The following is a 22,773-nucleotide window of genomic DNA, read 5'->3' as shown; positions in this document are numbered from 1 at the left end:
GGACAGGACCAGCCGAAACACCTCAACAGCACCGCGATTCCCCTCGCTCAGTCGGGGAACACATAATCCCAGTCGACCTCCCACACCCGCAGCGTTTTGTCCGCACCCGAGGACACCACGGTCCGCCCATCCCCGCTGACCCGCACCAACTCCACCGCCCCGGCGTGCCCGGCGAGCACCCGCAGACAGCGCCCGGCCTCCGGATCCCACACCCGCACGGTCCCGTCCGCGCCGGCGGAGAACAGGAAGCGGTCGTGCGCCACCAGCTGCTTGACCACGCCTTCGTGCCCGGTCAGCGGGTGCATCGCGCGCTGCGCGGCCAGGTCCCACACCCAGATCGTGCCGTCCTCGTCGCCGGAGTAGCCGGTGCGGTCGCTGATCGCGAGGGCGGTGACCCGGGAGCCCGCGCCGGCGAGCACGCCGAGGTAGTCGCCGGTGGGCGGGTGCCAGAGCAGGACGGTGGCGGTGGGGCCGCTGAGCAGGCCGATCCGGCCGTCGGCGCTGACGGCGAGCTGGCTGGCCCCGCTCACCGCACCACCCAGCACCTTCGGCGAGGGCCCGCCCCGCACCTTCCGCAACCACCCCGTCCGCCCACCGCCCACGTCCCAGATCCACAACATCCCCGCCACATCCCGCGAGAACACCCGCGCGCCATCCGGGCTGAACTCCACCCACCGGATCCGCTTCCCGTGCCCCCGCAACACCCGCCCCCGCCGCCCGTCCAGCTGCCATACCCGCACCGTCCGGTCCTCCCCCGCCGACACCACCGCGCGCCCCCGCACCGCCACCGCGACCACCTCCCCGCGATGCCCGTCCCACACCCGCGTGCACTCACCGTCGGCCAGGTCCCACACCCGGACCTTCCCGTCCGCGCACCCGGTCACGGCGAACTCCCCGGCCGGATCCAGCGCCACCGCACGCACCGAGTCGCCATGCCCGCTCAACCGCCGCACCCGGGTCCCCGCGGCGACGTCCCACACATCAACGCTCAGGCCAGCCCCAGCCGACACCATTAACCGCCCATCAGCACTCAGCGCACACTGGTCCTGCCCCTCGAGCTGCTGCACCTGCCGGGCCCCCAGCACCCCGCTCGGCCGCCCCTGCCGTCCCAGCCGCGCCCACCGCGCCAGCAACCCGGGACTGCGCTCGTACCCCGGCAACGCCATCGCCGACCGCAACTCCGCCGCCGCGCCGGTCCACTTTCCCCGCTCCGCCAACCGATCCGCCCGATCCTGCGCCGCGGCCACCGCCTCAGCAGTGTCGGACAACTCCACCGCGGGCCGCGGCCGCGGATAGCTCCACGCCGCCCTCGGCCCACCCGGCGGCACCTCCCAAACCCGCACCAGCCCCTCGCCGGCCGACACCGCCAGCCCGCCATCGGCACTCAGCACCAGCGCCTCCGACCGACCGGCCGGTAGAGCGCGCAGGCACCGCCCAGTGGCCAGCTCCCACCGCCGAAACCCGTCCTGACCTGCCGTCACCGCCCGCGATCCGTCCCCGCTGACCGCCACCGGATCCGCCCAACCGACCGGTCGATCGAGGGTGCGCAGCAGCTCACCGGACTCCGGCCGCCACACCGCCAGCTCGTACCGGTCGGCCACCAGCGCCACCCGTCCGTCCGCGCTCAGCACCGCCTGCCCGCCGCGCACCCCGAACGACCGCAGCAGCTGCCCGCTGTCCAGCTCCCACACCCGCAACCGCCGCGTGTGCCGGTCCCAGCGCACCACCACCCGCCCGTCCACCCGCACCTCGGCGGCCGACCCCGACCCCGGCTGTTCCAGGGCGTGCGCCAGTTCCCCAGCGGCCGTCCACACACGCACCGCGCCGTCCCGCCCCGCGGTCACCACCCGCCCGCCGTCCGGGCTCACCGCCACCGCCGCCACCTGCCCGGTGTGCCCGGCCCACCGGCCCAGCAACGCCGGTTCGCGCAGGTCCCACACCCACACCGTGCCATCGTGACCGCCCGCGGCCAGCACCCCGCCGTCGGCGCTCAACGCCACCGCGACCGCCCCAGCCAGCCGATGCCGGAGCACACCGGTGCGCCGGTCCCACACCAGGACCGCCCCGCCCTCGCCGTCCACCGGCCATTCCCCGGCCGCCACCACCCGCCCGTCCGCGCTGAGCGCCACCGCACCCGCCCGCCCCGCCAGGCACAGCGGCTCCCGCAGCGGCGGCAACCGCTCCGCCCTGGCCAGCGCCGCCCGCACCTCGGCCGAGGGCTGCCGCCGGGCCGCCGCGCGCAGCAGGTCCCGCGCCTGCTCGGCGTCACCCCGCTCCAGGTGGATCAAGCCCAGCAGGTGCTCGTCAGCGCTGTCCGCGACCTCCGCGAGCAGCTCGGTGTCACTAAGTTCCCCGGCCCGCCAGCGCCGCACACCGCGGTTGTACACCGCGTGCGGATGCCGCGGATCGGCCAGCAAAGCCCGCTCCCACAACGCGTCCGCCTGATCGTCGTGCCCAAGGTCCATCATGGACAGTGCTTGGTTGGACAACCCGTCGGCCAGCAGCGTCGCCGCCGTCGGCCGCACTCGAGGATAAGGACCGGCAACTTCCCCATACACCGCAACAAGTTCCGCGGCCACCTCGGCCATCCCCGACGGCCGCTCCCCAGGATCGACCCGGAAACACCGCTCCAGCAACGCCACCACACCAGCGGGCATCACCGGCAACCCCGGCTCTGGCGGCCCATCCGCGAGATAGCCCGCGAACGCCTCCGCCGCGGCCTGCCCGAACCGGGTCGGCGGCCCACCGGTGAACAACTCCAGCACGCTCACCGCCCAGGACCACACATCCGTCGCCCTGGTCAGCCGCACCTCCGCCCCGGCCGCCGCCCGCGCCTGCTCCGGCGAACAGTAGGCAGGCGTCAGCCCACCACAACTGACCAGCACACTCCCACCGGCGACCACCGGCCGCTCCCCCGCCGCCGCCCGAGCCCCCGCCAACCCGAAGTCGGTGACCTTGACCGCCCCGTCCGAGGCCAGCAACACGTTGGCGGGCTTGACATCCTGGTGCACCAGCCCGCTCTCGTGCGCGTGCCCGAGTCCCCAGGCCGACTGGATGGCGACATCCAGCACCCGCGCCAACCCGTTGCCCTCGCGGTAGATGCGCCGCTGCCGCACCGCCGTGGCCAGGTCTCCGCCGTCCACCCACTCCGCGAACACCCTCGGCAGCCCGCCGAGCCGCCGCACGTACACGCAGCTCACGGTGTTCGGATGCGCCCCAAGCCCCACCCAGGACTCGGCTTCCGCCGCGAACCGCCGCTCCCCGGCGTCCGTGCCCACCAGCTCCCGCCGCGGCGCCTTCACCGCCAGCTCTACATCCCACCCGAGGTGCCGCACCCGGTAGACCAGGCCCATCCCACCGGTCCGGATGACGTCCAGAACCTCATACAGGTCAAGGACAACCTGCCCCGGCTGCCAGGGCCGCACGAGATCAGCGTCCACGGGTGCACGTTACCCGGGCAACCACCGCGCCAGCAGGCAGTCCAGCAACCGGGCGAGCGCGGGCGGCAGGTCCACCGCGGCCGCCGCCGCGACGGGATGCCGCCGGGTTCCTGGTCCCGCCGGGATGAGCTCGGCGATGTCCTTGGCCAGCTGCGGAATCCGCGGGTCGTCCGCCGGCGCTTCGGCGAGCTCGTCGAACCGGCGGTACAGCGGCCGCAGGCGGGTAACCAGGTCCGGATCGCGGAGCAGGTTCCGGCACCACGCCACCAGCTCGGGGCTGATCCGCCTGGCCAGCACGGTGAGGTAGTCCCGGTCCCGGCCGGCCGTCGCGCTGTCCGGGAAGGCGGCGGCGAGCACCCGCGCCAGCTCGGCGACCGGTTCCTCCGCGTCACCTCGCGCCAGGGCGAGCAGCCGGAGCCGTCGCTCCCGCAGCTCCCGCTCCTGTCGTTCCAGGTCAGCCGCCAGCCGCCCGAGCAGCTCGGTCAGACCGCGGCCCTCGTCGGCGGCCAGCGCCTCCCGCGTCTCCGCCAGGCTGAGCCCGAGTTCGGTGAGCCGCCGGATCCGGGCCAGCCGCACCGCGTCCCGCACGGTGTAGCGGCGGTAGCGGTTGGCCAGCCGCGCGGGCTCGGGCAGCAGCCCGACCTTGTGGTAGTGCCGGATCGTCTTGGTCGACACCCCGGCAACCTCGGCGAGCTCACCGATCAGCATTCTCCCCCCTCCAGCGCGGCGCGGAACGCGGCCGGATCGTCGAGTCCCAGCTCAACGCCGCGCACCCAGCCTGTCCGTCCCCCCAGCCTGGCACGCACCGGCTGATCCGGCTGGAGAATCAGGTTGGTCAAGCCGCGGCCGTTGGGCAGCACCAGCCACCCGTCCTCGCTCAGCTTTGCCCGACCTTGCCGCGGTACCCGTTGTGCCACTGTGATTCCACGCCGGGGCAGCTCCGCGACGAGTTCCGGTCCGGACCACAGCACCAGCCGGTCCGGCAGCACCTGGTGCGGGCGGGTCAGCGGCACCGCCCAATAGCCGAGCACGATGATCAGCGAGTACCCGCCCACGACGTCGTGCACCAGCCGCACCACCGGCCAGGGGATCACCTGGTGCAACACCACCAGCTCGACCACGATGGCTACCAGGACAACCGCGAACACCCGGCCCCGCCCGCCGCCGTGGTCACCCGCAAACGGACGCCGCCGCAGGAGCGCGCCCACCGCGACCAGGCTCGCCAGTTCCCTGGTGATCGCCCAGGCGACCGGCGCGGGCAGCACCTGGTAGCAGGAGCGCCGGAACGCCGGCCACCACCGCTGCCCGGCCCGCCACCGGCGCACGGAGAGCACCGTCGCGTACCCCACGGTGCCCACGACCAGCCCGAGATGTGGTCCCTCCGCCGCCAGCAGCAGCGCCGGCGCATGCGGCCACGGCACCAGCCCGGAGACCAGTGCCATGGCCGCGCAGCCTAGCGACACCACCGGGAAGATGACCAGCACCCGCCGCCAACCGCTCATACCGCACCAGCGTCAACCTTGCCCTCGGGTCAAGGTCAATGGCTCAGAAGCCGCTGGAGCGCGACCGGTGGCTCTCAGGACCCGTTGGCCCGCTCCTGGTACAGGTTCCAGATCGCGCCGCCGAAGTAGGACGAGGTGGCGAACCCGTTGCCGGACTGGCTGTTCACGCCGTTGACGTGGCCGAGCTGGCTGGTCGCGTTGTAGTCGCGCAGCCACGGTCCGCCGCTGGCGCCGCGGTCGTAGCGGCAGTTGATGGCGATCCGGGTGGCGTCGTAGGAGTAGGTCTGGCCGAAGCAGGACTGCTGGACGAAGCCGTCCTGGTAGCCCCACACGGTGCGCGGCGCGCTGACCGGCTGGTTGGCCTGGAAACCGTTCTCGCCGACCACGTCACCGAGCCGCTGCCCGAACTCGTTGCGCTGCACCGACAGGAAGCCGATGTCGAAGGCGTAGTCCCGGTTGTTCAGCCAGGCGGGCGCCACTGACGGCCGGATGCCCTTGAAGGTGCCGAACGGACGGGGCTGGTCCGGGGAGAAGCCGGGCAGGAACTCGAAGCTGTGGTAGTAGGCGCCGGTGCCGCCGGGCGCCAGGCAGTGCGCCGCCGTGACGATCAGGCTCCGGGTCGCGCTCGGCACGGTGGCCGCGGTGCAGGAGGACTGCACCGATCCGTCGGGGCGCAGGGTGTAGAGCACCCCGACGGTCCGGTTGGGGCCGACCAGCGCCGACAGAGTGTCCACAGTGGCCAGTCGAGCGGCGGCAGAGCGTTGCGCGGCAGGCGGTTCCGCACCCGCCGCGATCCCGGTCAGGGTGAGCACGCCCGCCGCCGCCAGCACCACGACGCGTCTCAGTAGTCGAAAGGTCATCGGCCAATCATGGGACACCGCAACGACTTCCGGCCGTGGCTGCCCGCTGGTCCGCACCATCTACCGGCCCAACGGGCGGCCCTTCGGTCAGTACGGCCGGTCCCCCGCGATGGCCACCCGCTCGGCGATCCTGGTGTGCGGGTGGTAGTCGTTGACCGCGTAGTGCTGGGTCGCCCGGTTGTCCCAGAACGCCACCGAGTCCGGCCGCCACTGGAAGCGGACCTGGTACTCCGGGGTGTGCGCCTGGGTGAACAGATAGCGCAGCAGGCGGTCGCTCTCGGCGCGGTCCAGGCCGGTGATGTGGGTGGTGAAGGCCTGGTTGACGAACAGGGTGCGGCGGCCGGTCTCCGGGTGGCGGCGCACCACCGGGTGCTCTACCGGCGGGAACTGTTCCTGGTGGCGCAGCAGAAGTTCCGGGTCGGTGAAGCGGGCGAAGCCGGGGATGTAGTCGTGCACCGCGCGCAGGCCCTCGATGCGCCGCTGGACCTCGGCAGGCAGGTTGTCGTAGGCCGCGGCCATGTCCGCCCACATCGTGTCGCCACCCAGCGGCGGCACCGTGATCAGCCGCAACACCGAACCCAGCGCCGGTTCCGGCCGGAAGGTGACATCGGTGTGCCAGATGTTCTCCATCCCCGGCATACCGGCCCCACGCTCGAACCGGGTCACCTCGGCCGCCTCGCCCTGCGGGATGAACGGGTTGGTCTCCAGCTCCCCCCAGTGCGCGGCAAAGGCCCGCTGCTGCGCCGAGGTGATCGCCTGGTCCCGGAAGAACAACACCTTCCACTCCAGCAGCGCCCGGTTCAGCTCGCCGCGCATGCGCGGGCTCAGCGGATCGGCCAGGTCGACGCCGGTGATCTCGGCGCCGATCACCCGGCCCAGCGGGCGCAGGGTGAACAGCTCGTAGGGGCGTTCCTCGATCGTCTCGGGCAGGCGGCGCAGCAGGCGCGGGCCTTCCAGGATGCCGTCGTCAGGGGTGATGGCCGGGCGCAACGCGGACAGGTGCAGTGTCATGGCGAGAGTCCTCGGGGTTGGCATGCGGGTGCGTGACGGGGTCAGGTCACGCGGGCGGCGATCCCAGGCGGCCGCGGCGCACGAGCAGGGCGGCCACGCCCGCACCACGCCACCGCGAACCAGCGCACAACTCCGAAGCCATGCCCCGATCATCCGGCCTCGGCCACACTCCGGGCAAGGGTTCCCACTAAGCGGGAGGATTTTCGACGTACTGCGCCACCCCGTGCCCGAACGACCAGTCGGCCGGCTCGTTCTCGGTCAGCGTGACCAGCACGTTGCGCGGCTCGGTCCCCGCGTACTCCTCGGCCAGCTCCGCGATCCGCCGGTACAGCGCCTGCTTGCGCGCCACCGGCCGCCCCGAGCGCAGGGTGATCGCCACGAAGACCACGCCCGCATCCCGTTGCATGCCAAGGAAGTTGTCGTAGCGCAGGGTGCTGGTGACGCCGTCGTGCGCGGTCAGCACCTGGAACAGGTCGTCGGGCGGGATGCCGATGGTCTCGACCAGGGCCTGGTGCACGGCGCGGCCGAGGGCGGCCAGGCGGGCGGGGCCGGCATGCAGGGCGTCGATGCGGACGAAGGGCATGTCAGCGGCCTTCCCGGTGGCTGGCGAGCAGGCCGAGCGCGCCTTCGATGGCGTTGGTGTAGGGCTCGGTGGTGCCTGCGGCGCGGGCCAGCACGTAGCCGCCCTGGAGGACCGCGACCAGTGCGGTGGCGGTGGGCCCGGGGGCGAGGGCGGGGGCGAGCTCCCCGTTGGACTGGGCTTCGGCCAGCAGGTCGGCCAGGCGGGTGGTGAGCCAGGCGAAGGTCGCCTCGACCGGGTCGCGCAGAGCGGGGTCGGCCATCACCTCGGGGTCCTGGGTGAGCCGGCCGACCGGGCAGCCCTTGAGCGCCTCGCGTTCGCGGCGCAGGTAGGCGGCCACCCGGTCGAGGGCCGGGCCGGGTGCGGTGAAGGCGGCTTCGGCCCTGGCGCGCAGGTCCTCGGCGGTGCGGTTGATCGCGGCCAGGGCGAGCTCGGGCTTGCCGGAGAAGTGGTGGTACATGCTGCCCTGGCCGGCGCCGGAGCGCTCCTGGATGGCCTTCGGGCTGGTGCCCACATACCCGCGCTCCCACAGCAGCGCGCGGGTGCTCTCGATCAGCTTCTCCCTGGTGTCCACCACCGGACCATACATACTAGTAGGTACAGACTCAAGCGGGCTCGCGCACCAGGTAGACGTCGATCGGATCCTGGGACTCCACGGTGAAGCCGTGCCGCTCGTACAGCCGCTGGGCGGCGCTGCCCTGCAGGACGTTCAGGCGGACGGGCACGGCTGCGGCGTCGGCGCGGGCCAGCAGGGTGCGCAGCACGGCGGATCCGAGGCCGCACCCCTGCAAGTCCGGGTCGAGGTAGAAGTGCTCCAGCCACCAGCTCTGCTCAGTCGGGCGCAGGGTGACGCAGCCGGCGAACGCGCCGTCGACCTTGATGATCGAGGTGTACTGGGCGGAGAAGGAGTCCCGCAGGCGCTGGCGGACCCGGTGCTCGTCGAAGCGCCCCAACCGTTCCAGGTCCGGGCGCAGCACCCGCGCGCGGAGTTCGGCGATCGCTTCCACGTCGGCCGGTTCCGCCGTGCGCAGCGTCCATGTCGCGGGTTTGCTCGTGCTGATAGTCGCGTCCACGGCTACCAGTATCAACGGGCGTGTCCACCGCATAAAACCATGATATGAACATACTGTCCATATACACAATGGACGGTCACGGAGTGGAGCTGTCCATGTTCGAGCAGTACGTGCCGGGCACGCGGTACTGGCCCGCGCTGGCGATCTCGCCGGACGGCCGTGCCCTGGCCCATGTCCGCAACACCGGCGAGCGATTCGACCTCTGGCTGTGGGAGGAGTCGGGACAGCGGCGGCTGACCGGCCTGCCGGAGCGGTCGGTGCGCCGGGTGGCGTGGTCGCCGGATGGCCGCACGCTGGCCTTCGCCACCGACCACAACGGCGACGAGCAGTACCAGCTCCACCTGCTCGACCTGGCCACCGGGCTGCAGCGGCAGCTCACGAAAACCGAAGGGCGGCAGCACATCCTGGCCGCCAACCCGTTCACCCCCGACGGCAGGCGGCTGCTCTACGCCGCCAACGACCGCGACCCCCTGGTGCAGGACCTGCTGGTGCACGAGCTGGACTCGGATGTGGTGCACCGCGTCGAGTCCCGGCCCGGCGTCATGCTCCGCGCGGTCTCGGCCTCCCCGGACGGCCGGTGGCTGCTCGCCAGGGGCATGCGCGGGAAGACCAACACCCACTGCGTGCTCGTCGACCTGTCACACCCCGACCTGCCCGCACACGCCGCGACCCCGGAGGACGCCGGGCACGTCTGCGATCCCGGGCCGTGGGCCGCGGACTCCGCCGGATTCTTCGTGCACACCAACGCCGACGGCCAGTTCCAGCGGCTGGCCTTCCACCACCTCGCCGACGGGCGCACCACCACTACCGTGCAGGACCCCGGCTGGGACGTGGAGGAGACGGCCTGCTCCGCGGACGGGAACACTCTGGTGCGGACGGTCAATGTGGACGGTGTCTCCCGGCTGCACGCCGAGCGCGGCGGTGTCCCGCTGAACCTGCCGGAGCTGCCCGCGGGGATGATCTCCGCGCTGGCCCTCTCCGCCGACGGCTCACATCTGGCGTTCCTGGCCAACTCACCCACCCAGCCGACCGAGCTCGCCCTGCTCAACCTCGACACGGGCAGCTTCGGTTACCTCGCGGACAACCGCCCGCCCGCGCTGGCCCAGCGGAGACCGGTCGAGCCCGAGCTCGTGCGCTACCCCACGCACGACGGGCGGCGGATCCCGGCCTGGTTGTACCGGCCCCATGGCACCGGCGCGTTCCCGGTGCTGCTGTCCGTCCGCGGTGGACCCGAGGCGCAGGAACGGCCCGCTTACCAGTACAGCGGGCTCTACCAATACCTGCTGGCCAACGGGATCGGTGTGCTCGCGCCGAACTTCCGCGGCTCCACCGGCTACGGCAGCTCCTTCCAGAAGCTGATCCACCGGGACTGGGGCGGCGGCGAGCTCGGCGACCTCGAACACGCCGTGCTGTTCCTGCGCGGCCTGCCGTGGGTCCGGGCGGACCGGATCGGCGTCTTCGGGGCCTCCTTCGGCGGGTTCGCCGCGCTGTCCTGCCTGTCCCGGCTGCCGCACCTCGGCTGGGCCGCCGGGGTGTCCCTGGTCGGCCCGGCCAACCTGGTGACCCTGACCCGGTCGGTGCCACCGACCTGGCGGCCGCTGATGGCCGCCTGGATCGGCGACCCGGACACCGAGGCCGAGCGGCTGCTGGCCCGCTCGCCCATCACCCACGCCGAGCGGATCACCGCGCCACTGCTGGTCATCCAGGGCGCCCGGGACCCGAGGGTGGCCAAAGCGGAAAGCGACCAGATCGTGGCCGCCCTGCGCGCCCGCGGCGTGCCGGTCCGCTACCACGTCTACCCGGAGGAGGGCCACGGCTTCACCAAGCGGGACAACGAGATCGAGGCGTTGTCGACGGTCGCGGAGTTCCTGCCCCACCACCTGACGGACGGCGTTGGGTCGTCCTCGGCGAACGGGTCTTGACTGGACGCTGGAAGCACGCCCATCGCGGCACATGCTTGCGGGGCAACCGACAACCGGAGGACCAGATGAGCATCAACTCGGCGCACCCGCTCGGCAGCCAGGGCCTGACCACCTCGGTCCAGGGCCTGGGCACCATGGGCATGACCGCGATGTACGGCACCAGGGACGACGCCGAGGCGGTGGCGACGATCCACCGGGCGGTCGAGCTGGGCGTCACCCTGTTCGACACCGCGGACATGTACGGCCCGTTCACCGGCGAGGAGCTGCTCGGCCGGGCGGTGTCGTCGCGGCGGGATGAGGTCGTGCTGGCCACCAAGTTCGGCGGGGTCACCCTCGACGAGTCCGGCCAGATCGTCGGCGGCCCCAACGGCAGGCCGGACTACCTGCGGCGGTCGGTGGAGGGCTCGCTGCGCAGGCTCGGCACCGACCGGATCGACCTGTACTACCAGCACCGGGTGGACCCGCAGGTGCCGGTGGCCGAGACCTTCGGCGCACTGGGTGAGCTGGTCGCCGAGGGCAAGCTGCGCTACCTGGGCATCAGCGAGGCCTCGCCGGAGTCCATCCGCGCCGCGCACGCCGCGGCCCCGCTCTCGGCGGTGCAGACCGAGTACTCGCTGTTCACCAGGACGGTGGAGACCAACGGCGTGCTGGACACCGTGCGCGAGCTGGGCATCGGGTTCGTGGCCTACTCGCCGCTGGGCCGGGGCCTGCTCACCGGCACGCTGCGCTCGCTGGAGGGGTTGGCGGACAACGACTGGCGGCGTTCGGCTCCCCGGTTCCACGGCGAGAACTTCGCGCACAACCTGGCGCTGGCCGACCGGGTCCGGGCCATCGCCGGGCAGCACGGCCGCACGCCGGGACAGCTGGCCCTGGCCTGGGTGCTCGCCCAGGGCGCGGTGGCCATCCCCGGCACCAAACGACGGGCCTACCTCGAGGAGAACGTGGCCGCCGCCGAGCTCACCCTGGACCGCGCCACGCTCAGCGCACTCGCCGCGGTGATCCCGCCCGGCGAGGTAGTCGGCCAGCGGTACGCCGCCACCGCGATGCGGGCCGTGCAGGAGTGAGCAACGCCATGGGGCACAACGAGGTCGGCCAGTTCCTGCGGGCCAGGCGGGAAGCGCTGCGGCCCGCGGACGTCGGGCTCATCCCCGGCGGGCGCAGGCGCACCCCAGGCCTGCGCCGGGCCGAGGTCGCGCTGCTGGCCGACGTCTCCGTCGACTACTACGAGCGGCTGGAACAGTCCCGCAACGCCCACCCCTCCCCCGCCGTGCTGGCCGCGCTGGCCAGGGCGCTGCGGCTGTCGGTGGACGAACGGGACCACCTGTACCGCCTCGCCGGGCACGCGCCACCGCCTGCCGGGGCGGGCGGCGGCTACGTCGACCCGGCGATGATGCACCTGCTGGACGCGCTCACCACGGTCCCCGCCCACGTCATGGACGACCTCACCACGATGCTCGCGCAGAACCGGCTGAGCCAGGCTCTGCTCGGCTCCTGGCAGCTCGGTGACGACCGGGCGGGCAACGCGACCTGGCGCTGGTTCACCGATCCCGCCGCGCGCTCGCTCAACGTCGCCGCGGAACACGAGGAGATCGGGCGTGGCTACGCGGCGGACCTGCGCGCGGCCGCGGCGGGCCGGGGTGCGGCGGCCGACCGCCTCGTCGCCGACCTGCTCGCCGCGAGCGCGGAGTTCGGCCGGTACTGGGCGGAGCTGGCGGTGCGGCCGCTGCGCTCGACCCGCAAGCAGCTCGTCCATCCGCACACCGGGCCGCTGGACGTGCAGTGCGACATCGTGCTCAGCTCGGCCACCGGCCACCGCATGGTGATCTTCCGGCCGCAACCGGGCTCGGCCGCCGCGGCCGGCTTCGACTTCCTGGAGGTGCTCGGCGAGCAGGCCTTCGACGGCTGAGCCAGCCTCAGCTGCGACTGTCCACTGTGGGCGCGCTGAGCATCGCGGACTCGATGATCTCTTCCAGCTCCGCGCGGTCGGCGCCGTCGCGGGCCTCGATGGCCAGGCCGTGCAGCACCGTGGCGTACAGGGCGGCGAGGGTGTCCAGGTTCGCGGTGGCCGGCACGTCGCCCTCGGCCACGCCCCGGCTCAGCCGCTGCCGGAAGACCTCCCGCACGGCCTTGCGGCGCTCGGTGACGAACGCGCTGACCTCTTCGTTGCGCGCGCTGCCCGCCGAGGCGGCGAGCACGACCATGCAGCCGGGCGGCCGTTCCGGGTCGGTGAAGCTGACGATGTTGGCCCGCAGCATCGCGCGGATGCCCTCGTACGCCGTCGGCGCCTCTTCCAGCGCGCGCTGGGCCGGTGCGCCGACGGTCGCGCCGTAGAGCTCGACGGCCTGCCGGAACAGGCCTTCCTTGCTGCCGAAGCAGGCGTAGATGCTGGGCGAGACGATGCCCATCGCGGAGGTGAGCCGGGTCATCGAGGCGCCGTCGTAGCCGTACTTCCAGAAGACCTCCATGGCCTTCCGCAGCGCGGCCTCCCGATCGAAGCCACGCGGTCTGCCCCGCTGCGCCATACGCTCCCTCGCCTCCGCCGCAGAGTCTACGTCAGCGTTTGACAGGGACGTTTTCCCTGCTTAGATTTCTGTGTCAATCGACATAGAAATGAGGGATCAGATGACTGACCTATCGGGCAAGGTGGCTCTGGTGACCGGTGGCAGCCGGGGTATCGGGGCGGAGATCGCCAGGACACTGGCCGCGAACGGGGCCGCGGTCGGCTTGACCTACCGCGGTTCGGCGGACCAGGCGCAGGCGATCGAGAAGGAGATCCGGGCCGACGGCGGGCGGGCGCTGGCGATCCAGGCGGACGGCGCGGACCCCGAGGCGGCGCGGGCGGCGGTGGAGACCACCGCGGCCGAGTTCGGCGGGTTCGACATCCTGGTCAACAACGCCGGCGTGTTCCCCTCCGGTCCCCTGGAGGAGGTGACCCTGGCGGAGCTCGACCGCACCCTGGACCTCCACGTCCGGTCGGTGTTCCTGGCCGCGCAGACCGCGGCCCGGCACCTGGGCGAGGGCGGCCGGATCATCAACATCGGCAGCTGCCTCACCCACCGGCTGCCCGGACCGGGCATGACGCTGTACGCGATGAGCAAGTCCGCGCTCACCGGCCTGACCAAGGGCCTGGCCAGGGACCTCGGCCCGCGCGGCATCACCGCCGTGGTGGTGGATCCGGGTCCGACGGACACCGACATGAACCCGGCCGAGGGACCCGCCGCCGACTACCTCCGCGGCTTCATCGCCCTGGGCCACTACGGGCACGCGCGGGACATCGCGGGCATGGTGGCCCACCTGGCCGGTCCCGGCGGCCGCTTCGTCACCGGCACCTCGATCCTGGTCGACGGTGGCTTCGCCGCCTGAGCCGGCTCACCCCAGCAGCAGCGCCGCGTCCCACGGCACCGGCCCCGCCACCGAACACATCCCGGCCGCCGTGGCCAGCGCCAGCGCGATCCCGGCCGCGCCTTCCAGGTAACCCGCGCGGTCGGCGGTGGGCCGGAGGGCGGCGTCGGGGTAGCGGAACAGGAACGGCGCCGCCGGGTCGGCGAAGGCCAGCACCTGCTCAAGAAGGCCCGGCAGGGCCGCGAGCAGGTGCGGGTCGCCACTGTCGTGGGCGATCCGGGCGGTGAGGTGCAGCGCGCCGGCCGCACCGTGGCACACGGAGGCATCCAGGTGCTGCCAGTCGTCGCGGGCCAGCGTGGCGCGCATGGCCGCCACCGCGCGATCGGCCCAGACCGGCTCGCCGATGGCCTGAGCCGCCAGTTGCAGGGACCTGGCCACGCCGGGGGTTCCGTAGCACCAGGCGGGCCGGGCCGGTCCTCGCGGCGGGCGTTCGCCGGTGGTTTCGGCGTGGGTGAGGTGGTGGCGCCAGAACGGGCCGTGCTCGTCCTGCCCGGCGTGCGCCAGCAGCCAGGTGGCCAGGCTGGTGATCGCCGCCTGCTGGCCCGGCGCCTCGACCCCGGCGGTGGTGCACAGCGCCAGCAGGGCCAGCGGACCGGCGATGCCGTGGGCCAGGCCGAGGTTGAGGTGGCCGTGCGGGAACGCCGCCGGGTCGCCCGCGTCGGTGGGCGGGCGCGGAGTCCACCAGCCCGGCACCCGGCGGCCGTGCGCCACCGTGGGCTCGGCGAGGGCCACCAGGCGGCGCAGCACCTGGATCAGCGGATCGGTCTGCCCGGCGGCCAGGAGGTAGCGGCCAAGGCCGGTGAGGCCGCCGATCACGTCGTAGTAGAACGGCCGCCGTTGCTCGTGCCAGGTCAGTGCGCGCCGGGCGTGGGCGTCCACGGCGGCGCGCAACGAGCGGTACTCCGTCGCCGAGCGGGCCGCGATCCGGGCGGCGAACCCCAGCGCCAGGTCGCCGTTGAACAGCCCGCCACGTCCGGAACCGGTGCGCTCGCCGACCGCGGCCAGCAGGTGGGCGTGCGCGCGGACGTGGCCGCCGGGCAGGCTGGCGTGCAGCACCGCGATCCCGGCGTAGCCCTCCACCAGCGAGGCCGGATCCCAGTGACCGTCGGCCTTGGCGCGCACCCGCGCCGGATCGGCCAGCCGCTCGGCCAGTTCGGCCACCACCTCCCCGGCGTTCATCGCCCCACCCTGCGGCGTCCCTGGCGCACCCGCGCCAGGCCCCGGACCGCGGCCAGCACCTGTCGTTCGGCGGCGCGGTCGATGCCGCACAACCGGTTGTGGTGCAGGTGCAGCAGGCTCAGCAGCACACCGTCCACAAGGGACGGACCGGCGGCATGCAGTGCCCCGCCATAGGCCCGCAACGCCTCGGTCCGGGCCGCCGAGAGCGGCACGTCGGCAGCGAGCAGTTCCTCGCGTCGCTCCCGGAATCCGGCGTGCAGCGCCTCGTCGTGCGGGATGCGGGACAGCACCCACTCCACGGGGTCCAGCGGGGTGCCGGACAGCAGTGCGGTGACCAGCTCGTCGGCGGCGGCCACCGCCGCGGTGAAGACCTCCCCAGGCCGGCGCAGGATGTCCAGCGCGAGCGCGCTGTCGGTGTGGAAGACGTGGTGCGCCAAGGGAAGCAAGTCCACCCCGCCGTAACGGGAGACCTCCGGTTCATAGCCGCTCAGCTCGAACCGTCGCACCAGCCCGGCGGCGATCAGCTCGCCCGCCCAGGCGCGCAGGCTCGCCAGCACCGGACCGGTCAGCGCCGACGGCTCGCCGCGCAGCCGCAACCGCAGGTGCGGCTCGGGATCGGCGAAGCGCAGCAGGAACCACTCGGCGACCTCCGGCGGCAGCTCCGCCACCCACCGCGCCACCGGCCCGGCGAGCAGCTCGCGCTGTCCCGCGGCAGCGCAGTACAGCTTGGCGTACAACCATTCCCCGCCCGGCAGTTCCGGTGCGACCCGAGGCGCGAGCGGCGGAATCACCGCCGCCACCGGTTCCACGGCGGTCGAGCGCAGTGCCACGGCGACCTCGGCCACCTCGACGCCGGCGTCGAACCAGCCCGCGCCGCCGCCCGCGGACAGGTCCTCGTGCAGTTCCAGCACCAGCTCGCCGGCGTCCAGCAGATCGGCGCGCAGCACCTGCCGGTGCCAGGAGTTCCTCAGGTCCAGTCGCAACAGCTTGTCCGTGCGCCCGGCCAGCACCCGGTCCGGTACCGACCACCGGGTCCGCCAGGTGGCGAAGTCGCGGTCCCACTGTGCCCAGGAGGCCGAGCGGTCCCGCAGTTCGGCCGCGGCACAACGCCACCGCGCCGGTGAGAGCACCACCCGGCCGAAGCGCACCCGGGGCAGTGCGGGCAGCCGCTCCAGCGAGCCCCACAGCCACGGTGCGAACGACCGCCGCCCGGTGCCGGTGATCTCCTGCACGAACCGGGCGACGTTGGGCACGCCGAGCGTGCTGTCCAGCTGGTGATGGGCGAAGAACTCCACCTCCTGCCCACGGCTCAGCGAACAGATCCGCAGCCGGTGCTCATCGGCGAAGACGGCCAGGTCGGCCAGCTCCAGGTTGCCACCGAAGGAACCGGGTGCCAGCCGGTCGGCCAGCCACGACCTCGTGCGCGTGATCGGGCGGTGCTTGACCAGCAGCGGCGCGCCGACGAGATGTGCGGTGATGCGGTCGGGCGCAGTGGGTCCGGCGGCGAGCAGGTCCTCCTCGAAGAGGTGGCCGAAGCGCCCGAAGGTCGAACCGGGCGCCTGGCTGCCGGTCCACGGGGTGAGCACAAGCCGGAAGGCACCGTCGTCGACGGCCCGCGCGCTGGGCGCGACCAGTTCGGCGATCAGGTCGAACCCGTGTGGTGGCAGCGCGGTTGCGGGTGTGGCCAGCCGTGCCACCAGCGCGTCGTCCAGGACCAGGTCCCGTCCTTCGGCCAGCGCGGCCAGCGCGAGCTCGGCCAGCGTCGCCTCACGCGAGTCGTCGGTGCTCCGGGGCGGGGCCTCGCGCTCGCTGGCCGGGTGCAGGTACCCGGCCGGCGCGCCGAGACCGCGTTCCGGGTCGAGCAGGTCCAGCAGCGGCACCGCCTCGGTGTAGCCGTACCGGCCCAGGAACGCCTCGTGGTAGGCGCGCAGCTGGGGCTGCCAGGAGTCGGCAGGCGCGAGCCGCCACAGCGCCTGCGCTGCCCGCGCCAGCTCCGCGCCGACCTCGGCGGAGAGCGTGCCCTGGGCATCCAGCACCAGGTCGACCGCGGTGGGCGTGCCGGGACCGGGCAGCTCCGGGGCGAGCGAGCGCACGTGCCCGAGCGGGTCGGGGTGGTCCACCGGCGGCCGCAGTGCGGTGAGCAGGAAGTCCTGCGCCACCAGCGCCGCCAGCAGCCGCTCCACCGCCTCGGCCGTCGCGCCCGGCGTCCCGGCCAGCAGCGCGGCCGCGAGTTCCTGGTACGGCAACGGGATGCGCGCGAGGGAGAGCGCGAGCCGGACCGGGCCGGTGGCGCGCACAGACCGGGGTCCGGCGACCTGGTCCTGGTCCAGCGCGCCGTCGAGGACCGCACGGTCACCGCGCACCCGCACCAGATCGTTGGCCTGCACCGACAACCTCGCCCGCACCTCCGGCCGCGCTTCGAGCAGCCGGGTCTGGCGGATCAGCCAGGCAAGGTCCACTGTGGACACCGGCCGGTGCGCCGAACCGGTCAGCACCTTGGTGCACTCGGCCAGTTCCAGCCTGGCCACCCCGGCGAGCAGACCGAAGGGCGTGCCGCGCCCGGCCGCGCGGAGCTGGTAGCGGGTGAGGCTGAGCGCGGCCCCGCGGAGCTCACCGGGCTTGAGCCGCACGCCTTCGGCGACCCGGCGCAGGGTGCCCGCCAGCGCCGGACTGGACCGAGCCAGCGCCCGGTCAAAGCGTGAATCCCTTGGCGCACAGAGGAAATCCACCAGTCCGGCCTCGTCGGTCGACTCAGGTGACCGCACCACATCCGGCCACCGGTGCGCCGGGGCCCGCACGAGTACGGCTGGACTGGGCTCGAACATGTGCGCTCCTCCATGACGGCCGCCGACCCGGAGTGATCCACCGGGCAGCATTTTGTGCACGGATAGTCCATATATCGCCATGGGTCTGTCAAGGCGGGTCCGGGATGAGCAAGGTGATCTCGAGCCGGGGACGTTCACCCCTGGCCCACAACGAATGGAGAGTCACATGCACGAGTTCGACCTGGACCTGCAGGAGCAGCCCGCCGCGCACCCGCAGGCCGCGGAAGCCCTCGCCACCACCGGTGGCCGCTTCTGCTCCTGCAGCAGCCGCCTCACCCTGACTCAGGACTGAGCGGGCATCAGCACCAGGTCGGACCCCCGCCGTCACGACGGCGGGGGTCCTTCTGCTGAGGAGGCATCATGAACGCCGGCTACCGCGCGGTGTGGTGGGCGAGCACAACCTCGGCCCTGGGCAGCGGGATCACCGCGGTCGCCGGGCCGCTGCTGGTCGCCGCGCACACCGCTGACCCCACCGCGATCGCCGCCGCCACCGCCCTGACCTGGTTGCCGTGGCTGCTGTTCGGGCTGCCCGCCGGGGCCATCGCCGACCGGGTCGACCGCAGGTGGCTGCTCGTCACGGTGGATCTCGCCCGCGTGGCCGCCGTCGGCGGGCTGAGTGTGCTGGTCCTCACCGGCACGGATCAGCTGTGGTCGCTGTACCTGTGCCTGTTCGCCGTGCACACCGGCGAGGTGCTCTTCCGCGCCGCCAGCCAGACGCTCATTCCCGCCCTGGTGCCCCGGCGGGACCTGGAGCGGGCCAACGCGCGCATGGAGGGCGGGGTCGCGGTCAGCCAGGGCATGGCGGCCGGACCGCTGGGCGGTCTGCTGTTCGGACTCGGCGCCGGCCTGCCGTTCCTGGTCGACGCCGCCACCTACGCGGTCAGCGCGGTCCTGCTCGCCCTGCTGCCAGGGACCTTCCGGGTGACTCGCGCGCAACCCTCGCCGCCGCTGCGAGCGGAGATCGCGGCCGGGTTGCGCTGGCTGCGCGACCACCGCCTGCTGCGCGCCCTCGCCGTCGTCGACGGCCTGCTGAACCTCACCATGACCGCCGCGGCCGCGGTGCTCGTGCTGTTCCTGCGCGAACGGCTGCACGTCGGCCCGGCCGGGTACGGCGTGCTGATGGCCGTGCTGGCCGTCGGCGGAGTGCTCGGCGCGGTGGTGGCCGAGCGGATCGTCACCCGGCTCGGGCACCACCGGACGGTGCGACTGGGCATCCTCGCCGAGGCGGCGCTGCACCTGGCCATGGCCGTGGTGGAAGATCGCCTGCTCTTCGGCGCGGTGCTGCTGGTGCTGGGCGTGCACGGCACGGTGTGGGGGGTGGTCTGTGTGACGCTGCGGCAGCGCCTGGTCCCGCCGGAGCTGCTCGGCCGGGTCGGCGCCACGCTGCTGTTCACCGGCCGGGCGGGCAACGTCGTGGGCGCACTGCTGGGCGGGGTGCTGGCCGAGCGGTGGGGGCTCACCGCGCCGTTCTGGCTGGGTTGCGCGGTGGCGTGTGGTCTCACGATCGGCACCTGGCGGGTTTTCACCGGGACGGCACAGCCGGCGGCCTGGTGATCAGCTGGACAGCCCCACCGCCCCGTGCTTATGTGGTCGTAAGATCCATTGTGGAGCTCGGGAGGTGGCCGTCGGCATGACCGTCAGGGCACGCAGCGGACGCGGACGCCGCCCGGCTGACGACGTCCGGGCCGACGTGCTGCGGGCCGCGGGCGAACTGCTGCTCGCCGAAGGGCTGGCCGACTTCACCTTCGAACGGGTCGCGCGGGTGTCCGGGGTCAGCAAGACCACGCTCTACAAGTGGTGGCCCTCCAAGGGCGCGCTGGCCCTGGACGGCTACTTCCACGCCGTCCAGGAGACGCTGGCCTTCCCGGACACCGGGGACATCCGCGCGGACCTGACCAGCCAGCTGCGCTCCTTCGCCAAGGTCATGACCAAGACCGCGGGCGGGAAGATCGTCACCGAGCTGATCGGACAGGCGCAGACCGACCACGAACTCTCGGTCGCCTTCCGGGAGCGGTACTCCGCGCAACGACGCCAACTGGCGGTCACCCGGCTCCAGCGCGCCCAGGAACAGGGGCAGATCCGCGCTGAGGTCGATGTGCGCGTGGTCATCGACCAGCTCTGGGGCGCGGTCTACAACCGGCTGCTGGTACCCGACGAACCGGTCACCGACAAGTTCATCCTGGCGCTGGTGGCCAACCTCATGGACGGGATCGGCACGGCCAGGTGACGGGTCAGGCGGGCAGGACCGCTTCGATCGCGCCGACCACCGCGTCGTCCTCCGGCGTGGTGGCCGGGCGGAACCGGGCCACCGGCTTGCCCGAGGGGTCGAGCAGGAACTTCTCGAAGTTCCACTGGATGTCCCCGGCCTCGCCCTCGGCGTCCGCGGTGGTGACCAGCTCGGTGTAGAGCGGGTGCCGGTCCGGGCCGTTGACCTCGATCTTGGCCATCATCGGGAAGGTGACGCCGTAGCTGGTCGAGCAGAAGGTCTGGATCTCCTCCGCGCTGCCCGGCTCCTGGCCGCCGAACTGGTTGCACGGGAAGCCGACCACGGAGAAGCCGCGAGCGGCGTAGCGCTCCTGCAGGGCCTCCAGGCCGGTGTACTGGTTGGTCAGGCCGCACTTGGAGGCGACGTTGACGATCAGCAGGGCCTTGCCGCGCAGCTCGCCCAGGGTGGTGGGCTCGCCGGTGAGGGTCCGCAGCGGGATGTCGTACAGGGTCACCGGGGTCACGCTAGTCGCCCGCTCCGCCACCGTGCGACCGGGGTGACGGAGCGGACGGTGCGCTCACTTGCGGCAGTCGGCGAGCTTCTGCTTGGCGTCGGTGACGGCCTGGTTCGCCTCGGTGGCCTTGCCCCTGACCTTCTCGGCGTCCTCGCGGGCCTGGGCCGCGTCCGCGATCAGGCCGGTGGCCGTGGCCAGCAGGCGAGTGGAGTGCGTGCTGGCCGAAGCCGCTTCCGCGTGCTGCGCGGCGCCGCCCTTCGCGGACTTCTCCCTGGCGGCCTTTGCCGCCTCGACGGCCTTGTCCGCCTCGGCGTTGGCCGCGTCCTTGGCCTTGTTGATCTCGGCGAGCTTGCCCTCGGCGGTCTTGGCCGTGGTGTCGGCCTCGGTGAAGGTCTTCTCCGCGGCGGTGACCGCGTTCTGCTGCTGGTCGCAGGCGGCAGGCGCGGCGCCACCGCAACCGGCGGTGAGCAGGGCAGCGCCCAGGGTGAGCGCGATGAGGGCGAAGCGGGTGGAGGACATGGTTCTCTCAGTTCTGCGTCGATGCGCGCGGGAGCATTCCCCCCGGTGCAATCGCGCGCCGACCGCCCCGGACAGGAGCACCCTAGCCGCTGCCGACGCAGGTCAGGCAGTGATTTACGCCGTAGCCGGGACGCCGAGCTGGCGGGCGCCGCCTGCGGTGTCCAGGTACTCGCGCACCCGGTGGATGAGTCCATTGTGGACCTCGAAGACCAGGCAGTAGTCGTTGCGGTAGGGGCTGCCGTCGGCCAGGGTGGCGGTCATCGTCTCCTCGACGACCACCACGTCACCCGCGACGTGGAAGCCGCGGAAGGTCACCTCCACGTCCTTGGCGAACAGCCGGGGGAAGTCGACGGCGAGGAAGTGCGCGATCTGCTCCCCGCCGACCATGTGGTGGCTGATGCCCAGGGTGATCGCGGTCGCGTTTCCTTGTGGGGCAAGCCATTCCGCGTCCGGGGTGAAGACCGCGGCGATGCGTTCGGGGTCGCGGGTGCGGAAGGTCTGCCAGGCCTGTTGGACGATCTCGGCGCTCATGCCGGTGAGGCTAGGCAAGCCCGGCAGCGGTTGGCTGGCAGGAATCCGACGTGGTCACCTCCGCCAGTACCGCGCGCAGGTCCCGGAGTGCGGCGTCCCGGCCTTCCAGCATGCGCACGCCAGCGGTGTTCAGCACCACCTCGTCCACTCCGGCCTCGTGGTAACGCCGCACCCCGGCCGCGATCTCGGACAGGGTGCCAGTGAGCACCACGCCGCCGTCGACCAGCGCCCGCGCGCTCAGGCCCGGTTGCCTGGGGTGCACACGCAGGCCCGCGCGGCGGAGCATATCCGTGTAGTGCGGGGCCGACAGGTGTTCGCGGGCGGCGGTGAGCGCCACCTGGTGCGGGTTGCGGCCCGGTCGGCGGACTGCGACGTGCACCACCGTGACGATCCTGGGCGTGGGGCGACCGGCTTTCGCCGCAGCGGCTTCGATTTCGGGGCGGAGCACGGTGCGCAGGTAGCCCGGCGGGGTCATCCAGGTGATCGCGGAGTCGGCCAGTTCACCCGCCAGGCGGGCGGCGGCGGGGCGCAGGACGCCCAGGCCGAGCTCCACCGGTGGGTGCTCGAACGGGGGCAGGCCACCGTGCATCTGGTACTGGCGGCCCTGGTGGAGCACGGGGTCGCCGGACAGTAGGCCGCGCAGGATGGTGAGGTAGTCGGCCAGTGCGGTCAGCGGGCTCGCGTATGCCTTGCCGTGCAGGGACTCCACGAGTTCCGGGGTGCCCGCGCCGATGCCGAGGACCATGGGGTGGCCGGTGAGGCGGGCCAGGGAGCGGGCTTGGAGGGCGGCTTCGTAGGGGTGGCGCAGGGCGGTGAGGGTGACGCTGATGCCGACCGGTAGCTGGAAACCTTGGCCTGCCAGGTAGGCGAAGGCCTGGTGGGTTTCCAGGCCGAGGGACTGGCCCTGCCAGAGGCGGTGTGCGGGGGTGTCGCGGACCAGTTCGGCGAAGGGGGTGAGGTCGGCGGGGTGTTCTGGCATCACCGGCAGGATGATGGAGGTCTTCACGTGTGCTCCGGCTGGTATCCGGCGGCCTGGAGGTTGAACAGGTAGGCGTAGTGGCCGCCTTGGCGCATCAGCTCGGTGTGCGTGCCCTGTTCGACGAGTTTGCCGCCTTCGATGACGATGATCTTGTCGGCGATCCGGACGGTGGAGAAGCGGTGGGCCACCAGCAGGCTGGTGGAGGTGTCGGCGATGCTGCGGAAGCGTTG

The 22,773-nt window shown here is 72.8% G+C and carries 22 protein-coding genes and 1 pseudogene; 7 read left to right on the top strand and 16 right to left on the bottom strand.

The window, feature by feature from the left end:
- Positions 1 to 47: 47 nt before the first annotated feature.
- From ACWDY5_RS00115 to ACWDY5_RS00080, 8 genes are all read right to left on the bottom strand, one after another.
- On the bottom strand, positions 48 to 3,440 hold the full coding sequence (locus ACWDY5_RS00115; protein WP_449720148.1) for a protein kinase domain-containing protein: 3,393 nt from the start codon (positions 3,438 to 3,440) through the stop codon (positions 48 to 50).
- A gap of 9 nt (positions 3,441 to 3,449) precedes the next feature.
- Positions 3,450 to 4,148, bottom strand: a complete 699-nt coding sequence (locus tag ACWDY5_RS00110) for a MerR family transcriptional regulator (RefSeq protein ID WP_449720147.1) — start codon at positions 4,146 to 4,148, stop codon at positions 3,450 to 3,452.
- Complete coding sequence (locus ACWDY5_RS00105; RefSeq protein ID WP_449720146.1) at positions 4,142 to 4,942, bottom strand: hypothetical protein; 801 nt, start codon at positions 4,940 to 4,942, stop codon at positions 4,142 to 4,144. The genes ACWDY5_RS00110 and ACWDY5_RS00105 overlap by 7 nt, the downstream gene beginning before the upstream one ends.
- A gap of 74 nt (positions 4,943 to 5,016) precedes the next feature.
- A complete protein-coding gene (locus tag ACWDY5_RS00100) occupies positions 5,017 to 5,802 on the bottom strand; it encodes a trypsin-like serine peptidase (protein ID WP_449720145.1) in 786 nt (261 codons plus the stop codon).
- A gap of 87 nt (positions 5,803 to 5,889) precedes the next feature.
- Positions 5,890 to 6,813, bottom strand: a complete 924-nt coding sequence (locus ACWDY5_RS00095) for a TauD/TfdA dioxygenase family protein (RefSeq protein WP_449720144.1) — start codon at positions 6,811 to 6,813, stop codon at positions 5,890 to 5,892.
- Positions 6,814 to 7,000: 187 nt separating this feature from the next.
- Positions 7,001 to 7,396, bottom strand: coding sequence for a tautomerase family protein (locus ACWDY5_RS00090; RefSeq protein WP_449720143.1), 396 nt, complete (start codon positions 7,394 to 7,396; stop codon positions 7,001 to 7,003).
- 1 nt (position 7,397) lies between these two features.
- On the bottom strand, positions 7,398 to 7,967 hold the full coding sequence (locus ACWDY5_RS00085; RefSeq protein ID WP_449720142.1) for a TetR/AcrR family transcriptional regulator: 570 nt from the start codon (positions 7,965 to 7,967) through the stop codon (positions 7,398 to 7,400).
- Positions 7,968 to 7,998: 31 nt separating this feature from the next.
- On the bottom strand, positions 7,999 to 8,466 hold the full coding sequence (locus ACWDY5_RS00080; RefSeq protein ID WP_449720141.1) for a GNAT family N-acetyltransferase: 468 nt from the start codon (positions 8,464 to 8,466) through the stop codon (positions 7,999 to 8,001).
- A 68-nt stretch (positions 8,467 to 8,534) separates the two neighbouring features.
- Here ACWDY5_RS00080 and ACWDY5_RS00075 point away from each other — a divergent pair, with 68 nt between their 5' ends.
- From ACWDY5_RS00075 to ACWDY5_RS00065, 3 genes are all read left to right on the top strand, one after another.
- Complete coding sequence (locus ACWDY5_RS00075) at positions 8,535 to 10,388, top strand: S9 family peptidase (RefSeq protein WP_449720140.1); 1,854 nt, start codon at positions 8,535 to 8,537, stop codon at positions 10,386 to 10,388.
- A 65-nt stretch (positions 10,389 to 10,453) separates the two neighbouring features.
- Positions 10,454 to 11,452, top strand: coding sequence for an aldo/keto reductase (locus ACWDY5_RS00070; protein WP_449720139.1), 999 nt, complete (start codon positions 10,454 to 10,456; stop codon positions 11,450 to 11,452).
- A complete protein-coding gene (locus ACWDY5_RS00065) occupies positions 11,449 to 12,294 on the top strand; it encodes a helix-turn-helix transcriptional regulator (RefSeq protein WP_449720138.1) in 846 nt (281 codons plus the stop codon). The genes ACWDY5_RS00070 and ACWDY5_RS00065 overlap by 4 nt, the downstream gene beginning before the upstream one ends.
- Positions 12,295 to 12,301: 7 nt before the next feature.
- On the opposite strand, the gene ACWDY5_RS00060 is transcribed toward ACWDY5_RS00065, so the two are convergent.
- Complete coding sequence (locus tag ACWDY5_RS00060) at positions 12,302 to 12,910, bottom strand: TetR/AcrR family transcriptional regulator (protein WP_449720137.1); 609 nt, start codon at positions 12,908 to 12,910, stop codon at positions 12,302 to 12,304.
- Positions 12,911 to 13,010: 100 nt separating this feature from the next.
- Here ACWDY5_RS00060 and ACWDY5_RS00055 point away from each other — a divergent pair, with 100 nt between their 5' ends.
- On the top strand, positions 13,011 to 13,751 hold the full coding sequence (locus tag ACWDY5_RS00055) for an SDR family NAD(P)-dependent oxidoreductase (RefSeq protein WP_449720136.1): 741 nt from the start codon (positions 13,011 to 13,013) through the stop codon (positions 13,749 to 13,751).
- A 6-nt stretch (positions 13,752 to 13,757) separates the two neighbouring features.
- Here the strand turns inward: ACWDY5_RS00055 and ACWDY5_RS00050 are convergent, their stop codons facing one another.
- Both ACWDY5_RS00050 and ACWDY5_RS00045 read right to left on the bottom strand, forming a co-directional pair.
- Entirely contained in the window at positions 13,758 to 14,969 is a 1,212-nt protein-coding gene (locus tag ACWDY5_RS00050) for a lanthionine synthetase C family protein (protein WP_449720135.1), read from the bottom strand.
- Entirely contained in the window at positions 14,966 to 17,794 is a 2,829-nt protein-coding gene (locus tag ACWDY5_RS00045) for a lantibiotic dehydratase (protein WP_449720134.1), read from the bottom strand. Before ACWDY5_RS00045 ends, ACWDY5_RS00050 begins: the two co-directional genes overlap by 4 nt.
- A 166-nt stretch (positions 17,795 to 17,960) precedes the next feature.
- On the opposite strand from ACWDY5_RS00045, the gene ACWDY5_RS00040 reads away from it, so the two are divergent.
- From ACWDY5_RS00040 to ACWDY5_RS00030, 3 genes are all read left to right on the top strand, one after another.
- Complete coding sequence (locus tag ACWDY5_RS00040) at positions 17,961 to 18,086, top strand: hypothetical protein (RefSeq protein ID WP_449720133.1); 126 nt, start codon at positions 17,961 to 17,963, stop codon at positions 18,084 to 18,086.
- 68 nt (positions 18,087 to 18,154) lie between these two features.
- Entirely contained in the window at positions 18,155 to 19,348 is a 1,194-nt protein-coding gene (locus tag ACWDY5_RS00035; RefSeq protein ID WP_449720132.1) for an MFS transporter, read from the top strand.
- A 76-nt stretch (positions 19,349 to 19,424) separates the two neighbouring features.
- Positions 19,425 to 20,021 (top strand): TetR/AcrR family transcriptional regulator, encoded by a 597-nt coding sequence (locus ACWDY5_RS00030; protein WP_449720131.1) that lies wholly within the window; start codon positions 19,425 to 19,427, stop codon positions 20,019 to 20,021.
- Between the two features lie 4 nt (positions 20,022 to 20,025).
- Here the strand turns inward: ACWDY5_RS00030 and ACWDY5_RS00025 are convergent, their stop codons facing one another.
- From ACWDY5_RS00025 to ACWDY5_RS00005, 5 genes and pseudogenes are all read right to left on the bottom strand, one after another.
- Complete coding sequence (locus tag ACWDY5_RS00025; protein WP_449720130.1) at positions 20,026 to 20,514, bottom strand: glutathione peroxidase; 489 nt, start codon at positions 20,512 to 20,514, stop codon at positions 20,026 to 20,028.
- A gap of 63 nt (positions 20,515 to 20,577) precedes the next feature.
- On the bottom strand, positions 20,578 to 21,033 hold the full coding sequence (locus ACWDY5_RS00020; RefSeq protein ID WP_449720129.1) for a hypothetical protein: 456 nt from the start codon (positions 21,031 to 21,033) through the stop codon (positions 20,578 to 20,580).
- Between the two features lie 114 nt (positions 21,034 to 21,147).
- Positions 21,148 to 21,564: a nuclear transport factor 2 family protein gene (locus ACWDY5_RS00015; RefSeq protein WP_449720128.1), complete on the bottom strand. Its 417-nt coding sequence runs from the start codon at positions 21,562 to 21,564 to the stop codon at positions 21,148 to 21,150.
- Positions 21,565 to 21,574: 10 nt separating this feature from the next.
- Complete coding sequence (locus ACWDY5_RS00010; protein WP_449720127.1) at positions 21,575 to 22,570, bottom strand: LLM class flavin-dependent oxidoreductase; 996 nt, start codon at positions 22,568 to 22,570, stop codon at positions 21,575 to 21,577.
- Positions 22,567 to 22,773: pseudogene (locus tag ACWDY5_RS00005) on the bottom strand (ABC transporter ATP-binding protein); the annotation flags it as partial. The gene ACWDY5_RS00010 and the pseudogene ACWDY5_RS00005, both read right to left, overlap by 4 nt.

Source organism: Crossiella sp. NPDC003009 (assembly GCF_053591555.1).
This window is presented reverse-complemented; position numbering and strand designations above follow the sequence as displayed.